General features: G+C 74.8%; 17 protein-coding genes. 4 read left to right on the top strand and 13 right to left on the bottom strand.

Features of this window, described 5'->3' with window-relative positions:
- Positions 1-64 precede the first annotated feature (64 nt).
- The 3 genes from ACA511_RS37360 to ACA511_RS37350 are packed head-to-tail and all read left to right on the top strand — an operon-like array spanning position 65 to position 2,731.
- Positions 65-646, top strand: a complete 582-nt coding sequence (locus tag ACA511_RS37360) for a DUF5998 family protein (RefSeq protein ID WP_375029452.1) — start codon at positions 65-67, stop codon at positions 644-646.
- 43 nt (positions 647-689) lie between these two features.
- Positions 690-1,850, top strand: coding sequence for an alkaline phosphatase family protein (locus ACA511_RS37355; RefSeq protein WP_375029451.1), 1,161 nt, complete (start codon positions 690-692; stop codon positions 1,848-1,850).
- 50 nt (positions 1,851-1,900) lie between these two features.
- Entirely contained in the window at positions 1,901-2,731 is an 831-nt protein-coding gene (locus ACA511_RS37350) for a sulfurtransferase (protein ID WP_375029450.1), read from the top strand.
- Positions 2,732-2,760: 29 nt separating this feature from the next.
- Here the strand turns inward: ACA511_RS37350 and ACA511_RS37345 are convergent, their stop codons facing one another.
- Genes ACA511_RS37345 through ACA511_RS37330 form a run of 4 tightly spaced genes read right to left on the bottom strand, consistent with a single transcriptional unit; the run spans position 2,761 to position 7,618 of the window.
- On the bottom strand, positions 2,761-5,310 hold the full coding sequence (locus ACA511_RS37345; RefSeq protein ID WP_375029449.1) for a CHAT domain-containing protein: 2,550 nt from the start codon (positions 5,308-5,310) through the stop codon (positions 2,761-2,763).
- Positions 5,307-5,765, bottom strand: a complete 459-nt coding sequence (locus tag ACA511_RS37340) for a hypothetical protein (protein ID WP_375029448.1) — start codon at positions 5,763-5,765, stop codon at positions 5,307-5,309. The genes ACA511_RS37345 and ACA511_RS37340 overlap by 4 nt, the downstream gene beginning before the upstream one ends.
- Positions 5,762-6,286 (bottom strand): RNA polymerase sigma factor, encoded by a 525-nt coding sequence (locus ACA511_RS37335; RefSeq protein ID WP_375029447.1) that lies wholly within the window; start codon positions 6,284-6,286, stop codon positions 5,762-5,764. The genes ACA511_RS37340 and ACA511_RS37335 overlap by 4 nt, the downstream gene beginning before the upstream one ends.
- Positions 6,287-6,322: 36 nt before the next feature.
- Positions 6,323-7,618, bottom strand: a complete 1,296-nt coding sequence (locus tag ACA511_RS37330) for a S8 family serine peptidase (RefSeq protein ID WP_375029446.1) — start codon at positions 7,616-7,618, stop codon at positions 6,323-6,325.
- Between the two features lie 255 nt (positions 7,619-7,873).
- Between ACA511_RS37330 and ACA511_RS37325 the strand changes: the two genes are divergently transcribed.
- Positions 7,874-8,368: a DUF3145 domain-containing protein gene (locus tag ACA511_RS37325; RefSeq protein ID WP_375029445.1), complete on the top strand. Its 495-nt coding sequence runs from the start codon at positions 7,874-7,876 to the stop codon at positions 8,366-8,368.
- A 247-nt stretch (positions 8,369-8,615) separates the two neighbouring features.
- On the opposite strand, the gene ACA511_RS37320 is transcribed toward ACA511_RS37325, so the two are convergent.
- The 9 genes from ACA511_RS37320 to ACA511_RS37280 all read right to left on the bottom strand — a co-directional run bounded on the left by ACA511_RS37320 (position 8,616) and on the right by ACA511_RS37280 (position 18,073).
- Positions 8,616-9,920: a beta-ketoacyl-[acyl-carrier-protein] synthase family protein gene (locus ACA511_RS37320; RefSeq protein ID WP_375029444.1), complete on the bottom strand. Its 1,305-nt coding sequence runs from the start codon at positions 9,918-9,920 to the stop codon at positions 8,616-8,618.
- Between the two features lie 85 nt (positions 9,921-10,005).
- Entirely contained in the window at positions 10,006-10,269 is a 264-nt protein-coding gene (locus ACA511_RS37315; RefSeq protein WP_375029443.1) for an acyl carrier protein, read from the bottom strand.
- A 56-nt stretch (positions 10,270-10,325) separates the two neighbouring features.
- Positions 10,326-11,294: a beta-ketoacyl-ACP synthase III gene (locus tag ACA511_RS37310; protein WP_375029442.1), complete on the bottom strand. Its 969-nt coding sequence runs from the start codon at positions 11,292-11,294 to the stop codon at positions 10,326-10,328.
- The gene (locus ACA511_RS37305; RefSeq protein WP_375029555.1) at positions 11,291-12,205 is read right to left on the bottom strand and encodes an ACP S-malonyltransferase; all 915 of its coding nucleotides are present in this window, start codon (positions 12,203-12,205) and stop codon (positions 11,291-11,293) included. The genes ACA511_RS37310 and ACA511_RS37305 overlap by 4 nt, the downstream gene beginning before the upstream one ends.
- A gap of 79 nt (positions 12,206-12,284) precedes the next feature.
- Complete coding sequence (locus ACA511_RS37300; RefSeq protein ID WP_375029441.1) at positions 12,285-13,460, bottom strand: PucR family transcriptional regulator; 1,176 nt, start codon at positions 13,458-13,460, stop codon at positions 12,285-12,287.
- 54 nt (positions 13,461-13,514) lie between these two features.
- Positions 13,515-14,576 carry an alpha/beta hydrolase gene (locus ACA511_RS37295; protein ID WP_375029440.1) on the bottom strand — a complete coding sequence of 354 codons (1,062 nt, stop codon included), beginning with the start codon at positions 14,574-14,576 and terminating at the stop codon, positions 13,515-13,517.
- Positions 14,577-14,880: 304 nt separating this feature from the next.
- Positions 14,881-15,903 carry an alpha/beta hydrolase gene (locus ACA511_RS37290; protein ID WP_375029439.1) on the bottom strand — a complete coding sequence of 341 codons (1,023 nt, stop codon included), beginning with the start codon at positions 15,901-15,903 and terminating at the stop codon, positions 14,881-14,883.
- Positions 15,904-16,034: 131 nt separating this feature from the next.
- Complete coding sequence (locus tag ACA511_RS37285) at positions 16,035-16,748, bottom strand: response regulator (protein WP_375029438.1); 714 nt, start codon at positions 16,746-16,748, stop codon at positions 16,035-16,037.
- Positions 16,745-18,073, bottom strand: coding sequence for a sensor histidine kinase (locus ACA511_RS37280; protein ID WP_375029437.1), 1,329 nt, complete (start codon positions 18,071-18,073; stop codon positions 16,745-16,747). Before ACA511_RS37280 ends, ACA511_RS37285 begins: the two co-directional genes overlap by 4 nt.
- Between the last annotated feature and the right edge of the window lie 75 nt (positions 18,074-18,148).

The raw sequence follows: 18,148 nt of genomic DNA, 5'->3' as shown, positions 1-18,148 counted from the left end.
CGCGAATGACCGCGCGCCGGGACGGTCATGTGCGCCACCGCCCCGGACAGGGCAGGATGGGGCCATGAGGGAAACCCGAGCGACCGCAAGCGGGTTGCGCACGGCGATCGAGCGCAGCGGTTACTACCCGGCCCTGGTCGCGGACGCGGTCGAGTCGGCCGTGGGCGACGACCGCGTCGTCGCCTATGTCGTTCACCACGAGGCGACGTTCGACCCCGCGATGGAGGTGCGGCGCCACGTGACGGTGCTCGTGCTGTCCGCGGCCCGGCTGCTGGTGTGCCACACCGACGAGCACCCGCCCGGCGAGGGAATGGCCCAGCCGCACGCCTCCACCACCACCGAGGCCGTCAAACTGGAGCGCGTCCAGTCGGTCGCGGTGACGCGGGTCGTCCCGGACCCGGCGTCCTACGTGCCGGGGGTGCCGCCCACCGAGGTCGTGCTGACCATCGGCTGGGGCGCCATCGCCCACATCGACCTCGAACCGGCGACGTGCGGCGACGAGAACTGCGAGGCCGACCACGGCTACACCGGCAGCGTCACGGCCGACGACCTGTCCCTGCGGGTCAGCGAGGCGGCCGACGGCGCGGACGCGGTGGCCCAGGTGCTGGCGTTCGCCGAGGAACTGTCCGCCGCGACCGCCCGGTGACCGGAGCGGAACTTCGGCGGGTGCGGGGGCCCGCTCCCATGGGATGGGCAGTCCGGTGACCGGCGTGGGGCCGGAGCCGCCCGTTCCGCGGTACGGGTCGGGCGCGCTGGCCGATCTTCCGGGGTCGGTGCTGGCCGCGCTGGGCGTGGCCGGCGAGGCGAACGTGCTGGGGCTGCCCGCCCTGCCGCGCGCCTGCGTCCTGATCGTCGACGGGCTCGGCTGGGAGCAGCTCAAGGCGCACCCCGACGAGGCGCCTTACCTGAACGCGATGGACGGCGGCCCGATCACGGCGGGCTTCCCGGCGACGACCGTCACCAGCCTCGCCTCGCTGGGGACCGGCGCGCCGCCCGGCGGGCACGGGCTGCTCGGCCTGCAGGTGGCGATCCCCGGCGCGGGACGGCTGCTGAACTGCCTGCACTGGAAGGACGACGACCCCGACCCGGCCACGTTCCAGCCCGTCCCGACCGCGTACGAGCGGGCGGCGGCGGACGGCGTGGAGACCGGCTACGTGTCGCTCCGCCAGTACCGGCGCTCCGGGCTGAGCCGCGCGACCGCCCGCGGCGCCGACTACCTGTCCGCCGACGGCCTCGGGCAGCTCGTCGGCCGCACCGAGGCGGCGCTGCGCCGGGGCGACCGCGCGTACGTCACCGCCTACCACGCCGACCTCGACGGCACCGGCCACCGGTTCGGCGTCGACTCGGCCGACTGGCGGCACCAGCTGCGGTTCGTGGACGTGCTCGTCCAGCAGATCGCGGCGGTCCTGCCACCGGGTTCGGCGCTGTACGTGACGGCCGACCACGGCATGGTCGACCCGTCCGAGCGGGTGGACGCCGACACCGTCCCCGAACTGCGGGACGGTGTCGCGCTCCTCGGCGGGGACGCCCGCTGCCGCTACGTCTACAGCGAGCCGGGCGCCCACGGCGACGTGCTCGCCACCTGGACGGCCCTGCTCGGCGACCGGGCCTGGGTCGTGCCGCGCGAGCAGGCCGTGGCGGACGGCTGGTTCGGCCCGCTCGGCGACGGGATGGCGGAGCGCATCGGCGACGTGCTCGCCGTCCCGCACGGCGATCTCGCGATCGTCGCGTCGGAGCGGGAGCCCTGGCTGAACCGGATGGTCGGCATGCACGGCTCCCTCGTCCCGGCCGAGCAGCTCGTCCCGCTGCTCAGCACGTCCCGCCCCGGAGACCCGGCGGTTGTGAGATGAACCAGGCCTCGCCCCTCCCTTATCGGGGCATCGGCGGTCAAACTGGCCGTGTGCACCCTCTCATCGAAGTGCCCGCACTGGATCGGCTGCTGCGACGCCAGACGCCCGTGGTCCTGCTGGACGTCCGATGGCATCTGGCGGGGCCGCCGGGGATCGAGTCCTACCGCAAGGGGCACCTGCCCGGCGCCGTGTTCGTCGACCTCGACCGCGACGTGGCCGGGCCGCCCGGCCCCGGCGGCCGCCATCCCCTTCCCGACCCCGTCGTCTTCGAGTCGGCGATGCGCCGCGCCGGGGTGTCGCAGGACGGCCTGGTCGTGGTCTACGACGACGCCGACTCGACGTCCGCGGCCCGCGTCTGGTGGTCGCTGCGCTATTTCGGGCACGACAGGGTCCGCGTCCTGAACGGCGGCCACCACGCCTGGACGGAGGCGGGCCACCGGGTGAGCACCGCCGAAGCCGAGGTGAAACCGGGCGACTTCATCGCGAAGCCGGGCCGCCTCCCCGTCCTGGACGCGGAGGGCGCCGCCGAACTGGCCAGGGCGGGCGTCCTGCTCGACGCCCGCGCCGCGGAGCGCTACCGCGGCGACCAGGAACCGGTCGACCCGGTCGCCGGGCACATCCCGGGCGCCCGGAACGCCCCCACGTCCGGCAACGTGGGGGTGGACGGCCGTTTCCTGCCGTCCGAGCTGCTGCGCGAGCGCTTCGCGCAGCTCGGCGCGACCGACGCCCTGGACGTCGGCGCCTACTGCGGCTCCGGCGTCACCGCCGCCCACGAGATCCTCGCCCTCAACCTCGCGGGCATCCCCGCCGCCCTCTATGTCGGCTCCTGGTCGAACTGGGTGACCGACCCGTCCAACCCGGTCGCGACCGGCGACGACTGACCCGGCCCCGGGGGCCGGCGCCGAGGCCGTCACCCGGCGCCCATGGCGAGGAAGCCGGCCGTCGCGGGGGTGCGGGCGATGGAGGCCAGGGCCGCGGAGGGGCTCTGCCCGGCCGCGACGGCGGTGTGGAAGGCGGACATGAACTCCGGCGTGGCCTCGTCCCGGACGGGGACCACGCTGGCGATCACCGTGGCGGCGCCGAGGGCGAGCAGGGCGCCGGCCATGCCGAGGACGGCGTCGCCCTCGTCGGCGCGGCCGATGTCGCAGGCGGACAGGACGATCAGGTGCGGCGGCGCGGTCAGCTCGTCGAGGTCGTGCACCATCAGCGGGCCGTCGGCGAGCCGCAGCCGGGAGAAGAGGGCGTTGCCCTGGCGGAACTCGCCGTGGGCGGCGATGTGGGCGAGGGCGGCGCCGTCCAGGGCGTCCCGGACGGGTTCCGCGCGCGCGTCCATGCCGTCCAGGACGCGGGCTCGCGGGTGGAGGCGCCGCAGAGCGGCGATCTCGCGTCCGGTGTGCCGCAGGCCGGGGCCCGCCACGAGCACGGCGTGCCCGTCCGCGGGCGCCGGCCGGCGTGCGTGGAGCCATGCGCCCGCGGAGGGGACGATCGTGAACGGACGTCCGGCGAGCGACGGAAGCACCGCCCACGGAAGCCCGTGCAGGGGACCGGTCGGGGCGATGACGAGATCGCGGTCGCCGACGACGGGGCCCAGCGGGGCGAGCAGGAGCCGGTCGAGGCGTCCGGCCGCGCCGGTGAGGGCGGCGAGCAGCTCCTCGTCGTCGGCCCCGGCGAGGCGGCGCGCCGCGAGCCGGACGAGGTCGGTCTTGTGCCTCGCGGCGGCGCACGTCCCCAGGTGGTGGCGGCGGGGCCGCCCGTCCGCGACGGTCACGGCGTGCAGCTCGCCGCCGATCGGGACCAGCTCGACCAGGGCGCGCTCACCGAGCGCCGCGGCGAGCTCCGCCGTCCCCGCGGAGCGGGCCGGCGCGGACGCGCCGGACGGCCGGCGGCGCGTCCGGGAGCGGATCGCCGCCTCCAGCTCCGCGATGTCGGCGGAGAGCGCGGACGGGACGCCGCCGCGGGCGGTGTCGGCCGTGTGGTCGACGCTGAGGACGCGCAGCGTGGCCAGCGCGGCGGCGCGCTCGAGGTCCTTCGGCGGACGGACCCGCACCGGACGCGCGATCGCCCGCCGCCGCTCCTCGACGGCCAGCACCTCCTGCGCCGAATGGGCGAGGCCGAGGCCGAGCTCCGCCAGCTCGGCGGCGAAGCCCGCCGCGCGGGCGCGCAGATCGAGCGCGCCGAGGACTTCCGCGTGGTCCTCGGTGACCTGGAGCCCGGACCTGACGGCCGCCACCGCGCCCCGGTGGTCGTCCCGCGCCGCGCGTTCGAGGGCGAGGGCGTGCCATGCGGCGATCCGCGTGGACGCGTGGCCGCGCGTACCGCCGACGGATGACAGCAGGTGCCCGGCGGGCCTGCCGAGCGCCAGCGCGACGCGGGCGGCGACGATGCGGGCCTCGTCGGCGGCGTCCGGCCAGCCGCCGCCCTCCAGCCGACCGGCCGCGGCCACCGCCGAGCGGAGCAGCACGGCGGACCGTTCGCCGGACGCCCACCGGGCCCTGAGCAGCACGTGCTCGGCCAGCAGCATCCATCCGGTCCGCTCCTGCCGAGCGAACAGGGCGCGGGCCCGTTCGGCCGCGTCCGTGGCCTGTTCCGGGTGGCCGTCCGCCAGTTCGGCGTGGGCGAGGAGGAGGTGACCGTCGGCGACGTCGCATCCGTACCCGTTCGCCATGGCGGCCTCCAAGGCGGCGGTGAGGACGGGCCGCGCCTCGCCGGGCAGCCCGGCCATGACGAGCGTCTCCGCCTGGTCGAACCGGCATTGCGCCAGGCGTTCACCGGACAGGCCCGGTTCGGCCTCGGCGAAGAGCCGAAGCGCGCGCGGGACGTCCCCCCGCCGCGACACCGCGAAGGCCAGGTTGCCCTTCGCCATGGCCGTCTGGTGGCGTAACCCAGCCGCCTCACCGACTGCGACGGCCTCCTCCAGGGCCTCCTCCGCGGCGTCGTAGTCGCGGCTGAAGGCCAGTGCGAGACCCAGGTTGGTGAGGAGGCCGTTCAGCGCGGCGGGGTCGTGACCTTGCCTCAGGCGGGGCAGGGCTTCCGCGGCGGCGTCGCGCGCCTCGTCCAGCCGTCCGGCGCGAGCCAGGGCGCACGCCTTGTTCGCGGCCAGCCTGTCGGCGTCCGGGCCCCGCAGCACGGCCCCCGCCGCGAGCGCGTGGTCGAGCGCCCCGGTGATGTCGCCGTGCGCCGCGAGCAGGCCGACGAGATTCATCCGCACCTGCGCCGCCGCATAGCCGTCGCCGCCGTCCGCGGCCGCGCGCAGCGCCCGGTGCAGGAAGGCGAGGCCCTCCTCCAGACGGCCCAGCTCCTTGGCGGCCAGCCCGGCCACCCGGAGCGCGAGGACGTTTCCGCCGTCCGCCGCCTGCTGGAGGACGCCGCCGCCGTCCTCCAGCAGGTCCAGCGCACGCGCGAAGGCGGTCGCCGGGTCCCTCGCGGCCATCCACAGCAGCGCGCGCTCGTCCGGGCTCACAGGCGGATCCAGCTCGTCACGATCGAGGAGCCGTCGTCCAGCCGGAACACGAGGCTGACCAGGCCCTGCGGGACGCGCGGGACGCAGAACAGCCCGGCCGGCTCGGCCCGCGCCGTGATCCCGTCCGGCGGCAGGTCGCGGTGCCGGACCTCGACGAGCGCCGGCGAGGACGGGACGAGCCGCCCGGTGATCTCCCGGTGCCGGCCGTGCTCGGCGACCTCGATCTCCACCGTCTCGATCCCCGAGCCGGGGCAGGCGAACGTCAGCGTCCGGGCCGCCGCGCCGCGCACCCCGGCCGCCGTCCGGCCGGGCCGCTCGTGCGCCAGCTCCGCCAGCGTCGCGTGGGGCGCCCGCCAGGCGATCGACGCGCGCGCCGCCGCCAGCACGTCCGCCGGCACGGGGTCCAGGGTCTCGAACGCCTCCCGGACCCCGGACATCAGCTCGTCGTCGTTCACGGGACGAGCCTCCGCAGCGCGTCCAGGCAGCGCGCCCGGGTCGGGGCGACGCTGCCGACGGGGATGCCGAGCGCGGCGGCGAGCTCGGCGTGGCTCGGCGCCAGCGCGAACAGCCGCAGCAGCGTCCGGCAGCGCCGCGGCAGCGTGTCGAGCGCGGCGCCGACCCGGCTGAGCCGCTCGCGCGCCGCGACGACCCGGTCGGGGCCGGGCTCCGCCCGCCGGGGCGCGGGCACCAGCGGCAGGTCGCGGCCCCTCCGCCGCACCAGCCGCAGGCTCTCGTTCCGCGCCGTCGTGGCCAGCCAGCACCCCGTCGCCGCCGGATCGCGCAGCCCGTCGATCCGCTCCACCAGCCGCAGCCAGGTGGTCTGCACCACGTCGCCCGAGTCGGCGTCGTTCAATCCGTGCGACCGGGCGATCGACCACAGCAGCGCGCTGTGCCGCTCGACCAGCCGGGCCCACGCGTCACCGTCGCCGTCGCGCGCCCGGACCACCAGCTCGTCCGTTCCGTCCTTCTGGGCCACCGAAGTCTCCTCCCGAGGCCCCCCGCTCCGATGACCCTATGCCATCGATCCCTGACAGTCGGTGTCTTTCTGTGATTCGGTGTCTTTCTGCGCTTCGACGACCACGCCCAGATCGCTGAGCACCGGACGGGACGCCGGATCGAGGACGCGGTCCGCCGCCGTGACCGCGTCGACGCCGTCCGCCGCCGCCCGACCGGCGATCCGGCCCGCGACCACCGGCGCCGCGAACGACGTCCCGCTCCAGGTCGCGTACCCCTGGAACAGGTCGGGGTCGAGGCCGCGCACGGGCGGCCGCGGCCCGTCGAACGACACGAACGTGCTGGCCACGTCGACGCCCTGCGCGCACGCGTCCACCCACCAGCCGTGGTTGGAGAACCAGGCGCGGCCGCCGCCGTCCAGCGCCCCGACGCCGATGACCGGCTTCATCGCGGCGGGCCAGAAGGGACGGTCGGTCGCCGAGTTCCCCGCGCACGCCACCACGACCGTCCGGCGGCCGAGCGCGGCGATCGCCCGTGCGAGCACCGGCGACGGACGGTCGTCGTAGGTGTGGCAGCCGAGGGAGATGTTGACGACGTCGGCGCGGCCCCGCTCCGCGAGCCCGTGCAGCGCCCGGATCACGTCCAGTTCGTCGCCGACCCCGTCGCCGCCGATGACCCGGCGGGCCCGCAGCCGGGCGGCCGGCGCCTGCGCCAGCACCACGCCCGCGATGAACGTGCCGTGCCCGGCCTGGGCGTCCAGCGCGAAGTCGAGGTCGGCGTCCAGGACCTCGGCGTCCTCCGCGGGCTGCTCGCGAAACCAGTCGGCCCCGGCGTACCACGGATGCGGCGACAGGCCCGTGTCGAGGATCGCGACCGTCGCGTCCCGCTTCGGCGCGGCCGCCCGGGGCGCCGGCAGGGGCGCGGCCGGACGGGGCAGGTCCGCCGGCCCGCTCCACCACATCGGCTGGCCGAGGACGAGGTGGTTCGGCGCGGCGCTCAGGCTGCGGAGCCGCCCGCCGGCGCCGATCCCGCCCGAGGCGAGCAGGGCGGACAGTTCGCACACGTCCACCTTCGCGGGGGCGCGCAGCCGCAGCCGGGTGACGCCGTGCTCGTCCTGCCGCGAGTCGTACCAGCGCCGCACGACGTCCTGGACCGCGCCGGCGTCCTGCCCGGCGACCAGGATCTCGTCCCGCCGGACCAGCGCCGGACGCCCCGGCAGCGGCTCCACCACCCGCGCGTCGGGATGGCGCGCGAGCACCCGCTCCAGCCGCGCCTGTTGATCGAACATCGTCCCCTCGCTCTCGCCCGTGCCCGCCTCCGCGCCCATGGTGCCGGACCGGCGACTCCGGGTCACCGGAAATGGACGGAAAGTCGCCGCCGCCGTCGCCGACCGTGTTGCGTGCTTTCGCCGCGGACCGGCCGCGAAGCGCCTAACCTTGTCGCGCGAGCCCGGTTAACGGCGCGCATCGCATGGTCAAGCGTTCAATAAACAACGGCCTCCCGGTGGTGCGAGACGGGCCGATGATGCACAATGAGGGACGCGGACGCCGACTTGGGACGTACGAGGCCGTAGGGGAAGACGAGCCTCGGTACAGATCCAGGAGGTCCGGTGACCGCACGTGGCGTCTTTTACGTCCACTCCGCGCCGCCTGCGCTGAGCCCGCATATCGAGTGGGCCGCCGCAGGTGTTCTCGGTGTGCCCGTTTCCCTTGAATGGGCAGATCAGGCGGCCGCGCCGGGAACGCTGCGCGCCGAGCTTCATTGGGAGGGCAGGCCGGGTACCGCCGCGGGCATCACCTCGGCGCTGCGCAATTGGAAGCTCGTGCGGTTCGAGGCCACCGAGGACCCGACGCCCGGCACCGACGGCGTCCGGTTCAGCTTCACGCCGTCCCTCGGGGTGTTCTCCGGCGTGATCGGGGCCAACGGCGACATCCTCGTCCCCGAGGACCGGCTCCGCTCCGTCATGGCCAACGCCGCCGTCGGCAAGATCACACTGGAGCCGGAGCTCGAACGCCTCCTCGGCACGCCGTGGGACAACGAGCTGGAGCCCTTCCGCAGGGCCGGCGACGGCGCCCCCGTCCGCTGGCTGCACGCCGCCGTGTGACGCCCCGCCCGCCGGCCCCGGCGGCCTGGCGCGTGCCCGCCCCGCAACGGACGCGCCCCACCGCCCCGGCCGGCGCCGGGCCGCCCGCCGCCTGAACGGCCGGGGCCGGACGGGAGCGGGGCGGGACGCCTCCGCGGACGCGCGACACAAGGGAACGGCCCGGCGGAATGGATCCGCCGGGCCGTTCCCTTATGCGCGTGCGCCTTCGCTACGCGTAGGTCTTCTCTGTGCGCATGCCCTCCGCGGGTCAGAGGGCGCGCTGGAAGGCGACCGAGACGTTGTGGCCGCCGAAGCCGAACGAGTTGTTCAGCGCCGCGGCCGGGCCGTCGGAGATCTTGCGGGGCTCGTCCCGCACGATGTCCAGGTCGGCCTCCTCGTCGAGGTCCTCCAGGTTGGCGACGAAGGGGATGAGGCCCTCCTTCAGCGCGAGGATCGTGAACACCGACTCCAGCGCGCCGGCGCCGCCGAGCAGGTGCCCGGTCATCGACTTGGTGGCGGTCACGACCACCTGCCGGGCCGCCTCCTCGCCGAGCCCCGCCTTGATGGAGGCGAGTTCGGCGACGTCGCCGGCCGGGGTGGAGGTGGCGTGCGCGTTGATGTGCACGATGTCGGAGGGCTCCAGCCCGGCGTCCTTCAGCGCGCGCTGCATCGCCTTCGCCTGACCGGCGCCGCTGGGGTCGGGCAGGACGATGTCGTAGGCGTCGCCGGAGTAGCCGCAGCCGGCCGCGATGCCGTGCACCCGCGCGCCGCGGGCGCGGGCGTGCTCCTCCGACTCCAGGATCAGCACCGCGGAGCCCTCGCCGAGGACGAACCCGTCGCGGTTCTTGTCGTAGGGCCGGGACGCGCGCTCCGGCGCCTCGTTGCGGGTCGACATCGCGCGCATGGCGCCGAACGAGGCCATCTGCAGCGGGTGTATGCACGACTCGGTGCCGCCGCAGATCACGACGTCGGCGCGGCCGGCGCGGATCATGTCGATGGCGTAGCCGACGGCCTCGCCGCTGGACGCGCAGGCGCTGACGAGGGCGTGCGAGCCGGCCATCGCGCCGAACTCGATGCCGACGTGCCCGGACGCGCCGTTCGGCATCAGCATCGGGACGGTGAACGGCGAGACCCGCGACCAGCCCTTCTCGCGGAATACGTCGTAGCTGTTGAGGGCGGTGTGCAGGCCGCCGATGCCGCTGGAGAAGACGACGCCGAGGCGCTCGCCGTCCACGGTGAAGCCGCCGTCCACGCCGGCCTTCTCCATGCCCTTCTGCGGCTTGCCGGCGGGCGGGCCGAACCCCGCGTCGGCCCACGCCTCCCGCGCGGAGATCAGCGCGATCGCCTGGTTGCGGTCGAGACGGCGCAGCGACTGCTTCGGCAGGATCTCGGACGGGTCGACCTTCAGCGTCGCGGCGAACCGGACCGGCAGGTCCTCGACGCCCTCCCATTCCAGCGGGCGGACCCCGGATTCTCCGGCGAGCAGGGCGGACCAGGTCGACGGCAGGTCTCCGCCGAGTGGGGTCGTTGCACCGAGACCGGTCACCACGACTCTGGTCTGGCTCGTGCTCATGTGGGTGCTCCTTGCGGACTGTGAAGGGGGGGTGAAGGTCGGGCGCGCCGCCTCCGGCCGGAGTGGCGGCGCGCCTTCCCCGCGGCTAGCTCTTGGCCGAGGTCTGCAGGCTCTGGACGAAGTTGATGACGTCCTTGACCGTCTTCAGGTTGCGCAGCTCGTCGTCGGGGATCTCGACGCCGAACTGGTCCTGGGCGGCCACGGCGATCTCGACCATCGACAGCGAGTCGATGTCGAGGTCGTCGATGAAGTTCTTCTCGGGGGTCACCTCGGACTTGTCGATGCCGACGATGTCGTCGATGATCTCGGCGAGGCCGTCCAGGATCTGCTCTTCGGTGGCGGTTGCCATGGTTCTGCGTTCTCCTTCGGTGGGTTGGTCCAGGCCCTGCGGGCAGGCGTGACGGCCTACGGGATCTGGATGACTTGGGCAGCGTAGGACAGTCCGGCGCCGAATCCGACCAGCAGGGCCGGGGCGCCGGACGGCACGTCGCCGCGTTCGATCATGCGGGACATCGCCAGCGGAATGGACGCGCCGGAAGTGTTGCCGGAGTGGACGATGTCGTCGGCCACGACGGCGTTGGTCGCCTTCACCTTGCGGGCGATGGCCTCGATGATGCGCAGGTTGGCCTGGTGCGGGACGATGGCGGCGAGGTCCTCCGGCTTGATGCCGGCCCGCTCGCACGCCTGCACCGCGACGGGGGCGATGGCGGTGGTGGCCCAGCGGAACACCGCCTGCCCCTCCTGCCGGATGAACGAGTGCCGGTCATCGATGATGATCTTGTCGTACTTGTCGCCGGCGCTGCCCCACACGACCGGCCCGATGCCCTGCGAGTCGCTGGCGGCCACGACCGCCGCGCCCGCGCCGTCCGCGAAGATGATGCAGGTGGAGCGGTCGGTCCAGTCGATCCACTGGGACATCTTCTCCGAGCCGATCACCAGCGCGTTGCGCGAGCTGCCGGTCCGGACGGCGGCGCTGGCGGTGGCGAGCGCGTAGCAGAACCCGGCGCAGGCGGCGTTGAGGTCGAACGCGCCGGGCGCGTCGATGCCGAGGCGGTGCGCGACCTGGGCGGCGTGGCCCGGCATCGGCGACTCCGCGGAGCAGGTCGCGAGGATCACGAGGTCGATGTCGGACGGGGCGAGGCCGCTGCCCGCGAGGGCCTTGGCGCCCGCCCGCACGCCCAGCTCGACGATGCCCTCGTCGTCGCCCGCGATGCGGCGCTCGGCGATGCCGACGCGGCTGCGGATCCACTCGTCGCTGGTGTCGACCTTCCCGGCGAGGTCGTCGTTGGTGACGACGCGGTCCGGCCGGTAGTCGCCGAACGCCAGGATGCGGGACCCGGCGGTCGTCTCGGGGATCTGTAGCACTGCGGTCATGACGCGTCCGCCTTGATCAGTTCGCGGGCCTTGTCCAGGTCACCGGGTGTCTTGAGGGCCACCAGCTCGATGCCCTTGAGCTCGCGCCGGGCCAGGCCGGTCAGCGTCCCGGCGGGCGGCAGCTCGATGATCCCGGTGACGCCGAGGTCCCGCATGGCGGCCATGCAGGCGTCCCAGCGGACGGGGGCGCTGACCTGGTCGGCGAGCCGCGCGACGAACTCGCGCCCGTCCGCGACGACGGCGCCGTCGCGGTTCTGCAGCAGCGTCGTGCGCGGGTCGGCGACGGGGGCGCCGGCGGTGAGGCGGCGGAGCGTGTCCACGGCGGGCGCCATGTGCTCGGTGTGGAACGCGCCCGCGACCGACAGCGCGCGGAGCCGCGCCTTCGCGGGCGGCTCGTCGGCGAACTTCGCGAGCCGCTCCATCGTCCCGGCGGCGACGATCTGGCCGGCGCCGTTGACGTTCGCGGGGGTGAGCCCGTGCTTGTCGATGGCGGCGAGGACCTCGTCGGTGTCGCCGCCGAGCACGGCGGTCATGCCGGTCTCGGCGACGGCGGCGGCCTCGGCCATCGCCCGGCCCCGCTCCCGGACGAGCACGAGCGCGGCCTCCGGGGACAGCACCCCGGCGATCGCGGCGGCGGCCAGCTCGCCGACGCTGTGCCCGGCCACGGCGTCCGGCAGCGCGCCCTCGTAGAGGACTTCGCAGGCGGCGAGGGCGGCGGCGACCAGCAGCGGCTGCGCCACCGCGGTGTCGCGGATCTCCTCGGCGTCCGCCTCGGTCCCGTACCTGACCAGGTCGAGCCCGGTGACTGCCGACCACCAGGCGAGACGGTCGGCGACTCCGGGTATCTCAAGCCATGGCTGCAGGAAGCCGGGGGTCTGGGCGCCCTGGCCGGGCGATGCGAGGAGTATCACAGCGTCCACCCTGCCGTTGATCCCCGCAGGACTCGATACCGATCAGCACGAAGTTTGCCCGGACCCCTTTGTACGACCTCTACAACCTCCGTGTCCCGAAGCGGCCCAGAACGAGCGCGATCCGGAGCGTGAAGGCGTTGCGGCCGTCGGTGGGCGACAGGCCCGTCAGCTCGGTGACGCGGCGCAGGCGGTACCGGACGGTGTTGGGGTGGACGAACAGCAGCCGCGCCGTGGCCTCCAGCGACGACCCCTGCTCGAGGTAGGTGGTGAGGGTGTCGAGGAGCGGCGCGCCGGCGGCGAGCATCGGGTTGTAGACGCCGTCCACCAGGTAGCGGCGCGCGTCGTCGTCGCCGTCCAGGGCGCGTTCGGGCAGCAGCTCGGTCGCCTGGACGGGGCGGGGCGCGTCGGGCCAGCCGGCGGCGGCGCGGAGGCCGGCCACCGCGGCCTGGGCGGAGTGGGTGGACTCGTAGAGGTCGGAGACCTGCGGGCCGACGACGACGGGCCCGGGGCCGCACTTGGCGGCGATGGGGCGGGCGGCCTCGATGGGGTCGGTCTCGCCGCCCACGATGACGATGACGCGGTGCCCCTGCACGCCGGCGAGCACGTCGGCGCGCGCGCGGCGCGCCGCCAGCTGCATCTGGTCGATGGTGACCTCGGGCTCCTCGTCCTCCGGGGTGAACCCGGCGATGACGGTGACGGGCTTGGACGTCCAGCCGAGGGCGGCGGCCCAGGAGTGCATGCCGTCGTCGACCTCGCCGCGGAGGACCGCGTTGACGACGAGCGCCTCCAGCCGCGCGTCCCACGCGGCGCGCGTCTCGGCGGCGCGCGCGTAGACCTGCGCCGCGCCGAACGCCACGTCCCGCGTGTAGCGGAGGATGGCCTCGCGGAGCTGGGCCTCGCCGCCGGGCGCGGCCAGCTCGTCGAGGCGGGTCTCCACCACCTCGATGATGACGCGGATCATGTCGATGGTGTGGTGCAGCTTGATGGAGCGCAGCAGCTCGCGGGGCGCGGTGCCGAACACCTCGCCGGCGATGGCCGGGCGCGTCTTCTCGTTGTTCTTGAACCATTCGACGAACGCGGCGATGCCCGCCTGCGCGACGAGGCCGATCCACGAGCGCTGGTCGGCGGGCATGCGCCGGAACCAGGGGAGCTGCTCCTCCATGCTCGACAGGGCCGCGGTGCCGAACGTCCCCATCGCCTTCTCCAGGCGCTGGGTGGTCTGGTCACGGATCTCGGCCTCGCTCGCGGTGTCCACGACCCTAGAGTGCCACCACACCGGCGGTGACCCGGCCTCAGGTGGGCGAACGGGTCAGCCCGGGGCGACGTCGGACGCGCGGCCCAGCGCGATGTCGGTGAGGTTGCGCAGCGACGACGAGCCGGGAGCGAGGTAGTCGCTGTGGCCGCCGGGTCCGGCGTCGAAGACGCGCGCGCCGAACTCGGGGGAGACCGGGTCGGGGCCTAGCCCGAGCCCGAAGATGCGCACATGGGGGACGTCCTCCATCCAGTCGGTCGAGCCTCGTCCCGCCCAGACGCGGGCGGTGCTGCTCAACGTGGAGGCCGACCATGCGGTCGTGCCCGGACTGCCGTACAGGGCGATGTCGGTGACCTGACGCCAGGCGGTGCCTCCGGGGCCGTCCAACGCGGCGCGGCCGCACACCACCGAGCCGTAGCTGTGGCACAGCAACCCCACGGTCGCGCCAGGGTTGACCCGGTGCAGCCCCTTCATGAAGTGGCGCAGCCTCTCCGCGCCTTCGGAGGCCCTGCCGTCGGTGAGGACGTCACTGCTGAACGTCTTGGGCGCCGCGTATCCGAGCCAGGCGACGACCGCCAGCCCGGGGTCCGGGGACATGGACCGCGCCTGCGCGTAGACGGCGCGGGCGCCGCCGCCCGGAGTCGACCACGGTTTGGCGCCCCGCCTGTCGAACGCGGACAGGGTGGTGTCGGCGCCCGGGACGAGTATCGCGACACGCCGCGCACGGGCGAGGTCGCCGACGACCTCGATGGCTCGTCCGCCGCCGCGTGGGTCGAAGTAGAGGAAACGGCGTCCGGGCTGGAGGAACGCACCGAGCGCCTTGCCGCGGTCGACGTCGCCGACCGCCTGCGCCGTCTCCAACGCCTCCTCGATGGCCTGGCGTTCCGCGGCGAACCGGACGTCCAGCGTCGAGGGCGCCAGCATGGGGACCGGGACGGGCGCGGCGTAGGGGTCGGCGTTCCCGGTCCCGGCCGTCGTCAGCATGATCACGCCGATGGACGCGGCGCCGGCCAGCGCCCGCCGCAGCCGCCGGGAGCGCGGCCGCCGGACGGGCGTGCCCGGCTTCGCGAGGTGCGGCGGCATCGCGGGGTGCGGCGGCATCGTGCGTATGTCGACCATCCAGGATCTCGGGCGGGCGGCGCGTCCCGCGTGCGGACCGGCGCCGCGCGGGCAGGGCTTGTCAGAAGCGGCCGGCCAGGGCGGCGATCGCGGCGAGCACGAGCGCGCGGCCGGCCGGCCGGTGCAGGTGCGACTCGATTCATCCCGGCCGGTCGGGCGCGGCGTGCACTTCCGGCAGGCTACCCAATGTGACCGGAGTTACCGCGGTGACGCCCGTCAACGCGGTCGCGGCGGCGGGGTGACCCGCCGGGACGGGTCCGGTCCGGCGGGTCAGCCGCCGCCGCATCGCCGACGGGGTGACCGCTCAAGTGCGGGTGACCTCCGCGGCGCGGCCGAGGGCGATGAGGGCGAGGTTGCGGAGTGCGAGCGAACCGGGCTTGAGGTAGGCGCTGTGCGGGCCGGTGCCCGCGTCGAAGCGGAGGGCGCCGAAGCCGGGCGAGACGGGGTCCGCGCCGAAGCCAAGCCCGGCGAAGCGGACGTTCGGTACGTAGCGCATCCAGTCGCCCTTCGCCCGGCCCGCCCAGACGCGCGCGGACGTCCCGAGGTCCGCGGCCTTGTCCAGCGTCGTTCCGGGACTGCCGAAGAGGGCGATGTCCTCCACAGGCAGGTCGTCCACGGGCAGGTCGTCCACGGACGGGTCGTCCACGGGCGGGTCGTCCACGGGCGGGTCGTCCACGGGCGGGTCCGCCGCGCGCCGGGCGGCCTTCGCGCAGACCACCGAGCCGTAGCTGTGGCAGAGCAGGGCGAACCGGGCGCGCCCGTTCACGTGGTGCACGCCGGTGAGGAGGCGCCGCAGCCCGCGCGCGCCGTCGTCGGCCGGGCCCGACGTCAGGACGGTGGGGCTCAGCGTCGAGGGCGAGTCGTAGCCGAGCCAGGCGATCACGGCGAGACGTGTGCGCGGAGCGTCCGCGCGGGCCTCGCGATAGAGCGCCCGGCCGCCGTCGCCGACGAACTTGGGGGAGTCGTAGTTGGACAGCGTGTTGTCCGCGCCGGGCACCACAACGGCGATCCGGTCGGCGTGCTCTAGGTCGCCTATGACTTCGACGGCTCGTCCAGTGCCGCGCGGGTCGAACGCCAGGAAACGCCTGCCCGGAGCCAAGAGAGCGGCGAGCGCGCGCGTCCGGTCCTCGTCGTGGACGCGTTCGGCCGTGGCCAGGGCCCGGCTTATGTTCCGGTCGGTCGCCTCGTAGCGGACGTCCAGGGACGCGGCCGACAGCGCGGGCACCGGCTCCGGGGCGGCGTACAGTTCGGCCGGCCGCGCGGCGGCGGCCGTCGAACCGGCCGCGAGCAGCGAGACGGCGGCGACGGCCTTGCGAACGCGCGGCATGCGGCACGTCCTTCCTGGTCAGTGGTTCACGGCACTGACAAGGAAGCTAGGAACCGGACGGCGTGGCGGAGATCAACCGGCGGTGCGGTCTTGCGGCGTGCGACCCCGGTGTGACGGCTCGCCCTCAGGTATCAGTCGCCGGGGCGGACCAGGCCCACCTCGTAGGCGTAGACGATCGCCTGCGGACGGTCCCGGAGCGCCAGCTTCATCAGGATCCGCCCGAAATGCGTCTTGACGGTCTGCTCGGCGACGACGAGCCTCCCGGCGATCTCCCCGTTGGACAGCCCCCGCGCCACCAGCGCCAGGACCTCGGTCTCCCGCTCGGTCAGCTCCTCCAGCCGCTTGCGGGACGGCGCGCGCGGCCCGCCGAGCCGGGAGAACTCGGCGATCAGGCGGCGGGTGACCGACGGCGACAGCAGCGCGTCGCCCGCCGCCACGACCCGTACCGCGTCGGCCAGCTCGGTCGCCGACGCGTCCTTCAGCAGGAACCCGCTGGCCCCCGCCCGCAGCGCCGCGTAGACGTAGTCGTCCAGGTCGAACGTGGTGAGCATGAGGACCTTCGGCACGCCGCCATCCGCGCCGCCATCCGTGCCGCCGCCCGCGCCGCTATCAGTGCCGTTCCCGGGGCCCGACAGGAGCCGGCGGGTCGCCTCCAGACCGTCCATGACCGGCATGCGGACGTCCATCAGCACCACGTCGGGCCGCAGCTCGGCGACCCGGCGCAGGCCCTCCTCGCCGTTGACGGCCTCGCCGACGACCTCGATGTCCGGCTGGGCGTTCAGCAGCACGCCGAACCCGGAGCGCACCATCCCCTGGTCGTCGACGATCACCACCCGGATCGTCACGTCGTCTCCCGCGCCCTCACCGGCAGCGTCGCGGCCACGGCGAATCCTCCCTCGGACGTGGGGCGGGCGGTCAGCTCGCCGCCCAGCGCCGCGGCCCGCTCCCGCATCCCGAGCAGCCCGTGCCCGCCGCCCGGCAGCGGAGGGCCCGGCACCTGCCCGCCGCCGGGCGGGCCGTTCACGACGCCGAGCCCCACGATGTCATCATTCCCGCCATTCCCATTATTTCCGGCATCCCGGAAAACGTGGATCTCCACTCGCGAACCGGGTGCGTGCCGCATCGCGTTGCTGAGCGCCTCCTGCAGGATCCGGTACGCGGTGAGGCCCACGCCCGGCGGCAGCCCGGCGAGGTCGCCGTCCAGCCGCGTCTCGACCCGCAGGCCCGCGCCGCGCGCGTTGCCGACCAGGTCGTCCAGCCGCTCCAGGCTCGGCTGCGGCGCGGTCTCGGCGCCGTCCTCCGCGCGCAGGACGCCGAGGACGCGGCGCAGCTCGGTCAGCGCGTCCAGCGCGGTCGCGCGGATCTCGGCGAGGTCGCGGCGCGTCTCGTCCGGCACGTCCTCGACCTTGTAGGGGGCCGCCTCCGCCTGGATCGCGATCATCGACATGTGGTGCGCGACGACGTCGTGCAGCTCCCGCGCGATCCGCGCCCGCTCCGTCAGCACCGCCTCGGCGTCCTGGTGCCGCCGCTCCTGCTCGGCCAGCTCGCGCCGCGACGTCCGCCGGACCCGGACGGCGTAGCCCACCGCCAGCGGCAGCAGGAGCAGCATCGACGCCCCGGGCGCCGAGTCCGCGTCCTTGATCCACACACCGGCGAAGGACAGGACCGCGACGCCCAGCGCGACGTCCCGCGAGCAGCGCACCGTCACCGTGTAGACGCACATCAGCGCCGCGAACGCGCCGCCCTCGGTGTACTCGATGCCGGGCGGCCACGGGCTCAGCGCGAGCACCGCCAGCGCGCCGAAGCTCAACCGCCAGGCCGCCAGCGGATGCCGGTCGCGCAGGGCCAGCGGCGCGGTCACCATGATCGCGATCAGCAGGGCCGTGCCGTCCCCCGGATAGCCCGCCGCCCCGGCGCGGACCGGCTCCCGCAGCATCGAACTCGTCCCGCCGGTGACCAGGGCGGTGACCGCGATCCAGCACAGGTTCGCGACCAGCCCGAACGGCAGCCGCCCGATGCCGAGGAAACGCGTCCAGCGCAGCCCGGCCGGCCAGGGGCGGTCGAGCGGCGGCGCGGGTTCGGCCCGGCCCGTCACCGCGGCGGCCGGAATCCCGTTCCGCAGCGCCGCGCGCAGCAGGTTCGGCTCTTCCTCGGATTCGTCCCCGGCCATGACGACCAGGCTAGAGACCCGCGGGGGGTCCCGGATGACACCATGGTGGGACACGTCCCGTCATACCTGGGTACG

Origin of the sequence: Actinomadura sp. GTD37 (genome assembly GCF_041951365.1) — a bacterium.
Taxonomy (GTDB): domain Bacteria; phylum Actinomycetota; class Actinomycetes; order Streptosporangiales; family Streptosporangiaceae; genus Spirillospora.
The sequence above is the reverse complement of the archived record's forward strand: the minus strand, read 5'-3'. Positions and strand labels throughout refer to the sequence as shown.

Excerpts from the sequence above, each read along its gene's own strand:
- ACA511_RS37280 (WP_375029437.1), bottom strand. The coding sequence starts at position 18,073 with ATGGCCGGGGACGAATCCGAGGAAGAGCCGAACCTGCTGCGCGCGGCG.
- ACA511_RS37295 (WP_375029440.1), bottom strand. The coding sequence starts at position 14,576 with ATGGTCGACATACGCACGATGCCGCCGCACCCCGCGATGCCGCCGCAC.
- ACA511_RS37290 (WP_375029439.1), bottom strand. The coding sequence starts at position 15,903 with ATGCCGCGCGTTCGCAAGGCCGTCGCCGCCGTCTCGCTGCTCGCGGCC.
- ACA511_RS37310 (WP_375029442.1), bottom strand. The coding sequence starts at position 11,294 with ATGACCGCAGTGCTACAGATCCCCGAGACGACCGCCGGGTCCCGCATC.
- ACA511_RS37360 (WP_375029452.1), top strand. The coding sequence starts at position 65 with ATGAGGGAAACCCGAGCGACCGCAAGCGGGTTGCGCACGGCGATCGAG.
- ACA511_RS37315 (WP_375029443.1), bottom strand. The coding sequence starts at position 10,269 with ATGGCAACCGCCACCGAAGAGCAGATCCTGGACGGCCTCGCCGAGATC.
- ACA511_RS37355 (WP_375029451.1), top strand. The coding sequence starts at position 690 with ATGGGCAGTCCGGTGACCGGCGTGGGGCCGGAGCCGCCCGTTCCGCGG.
- ACA511_RS37320 (WP_375029444.1), bottom strand. The coding sequence starts at position 9,920 with ATGAGCACGAGCCAGACCAGAGTCGTGGTGACCGGTCTCGGTGCAACG.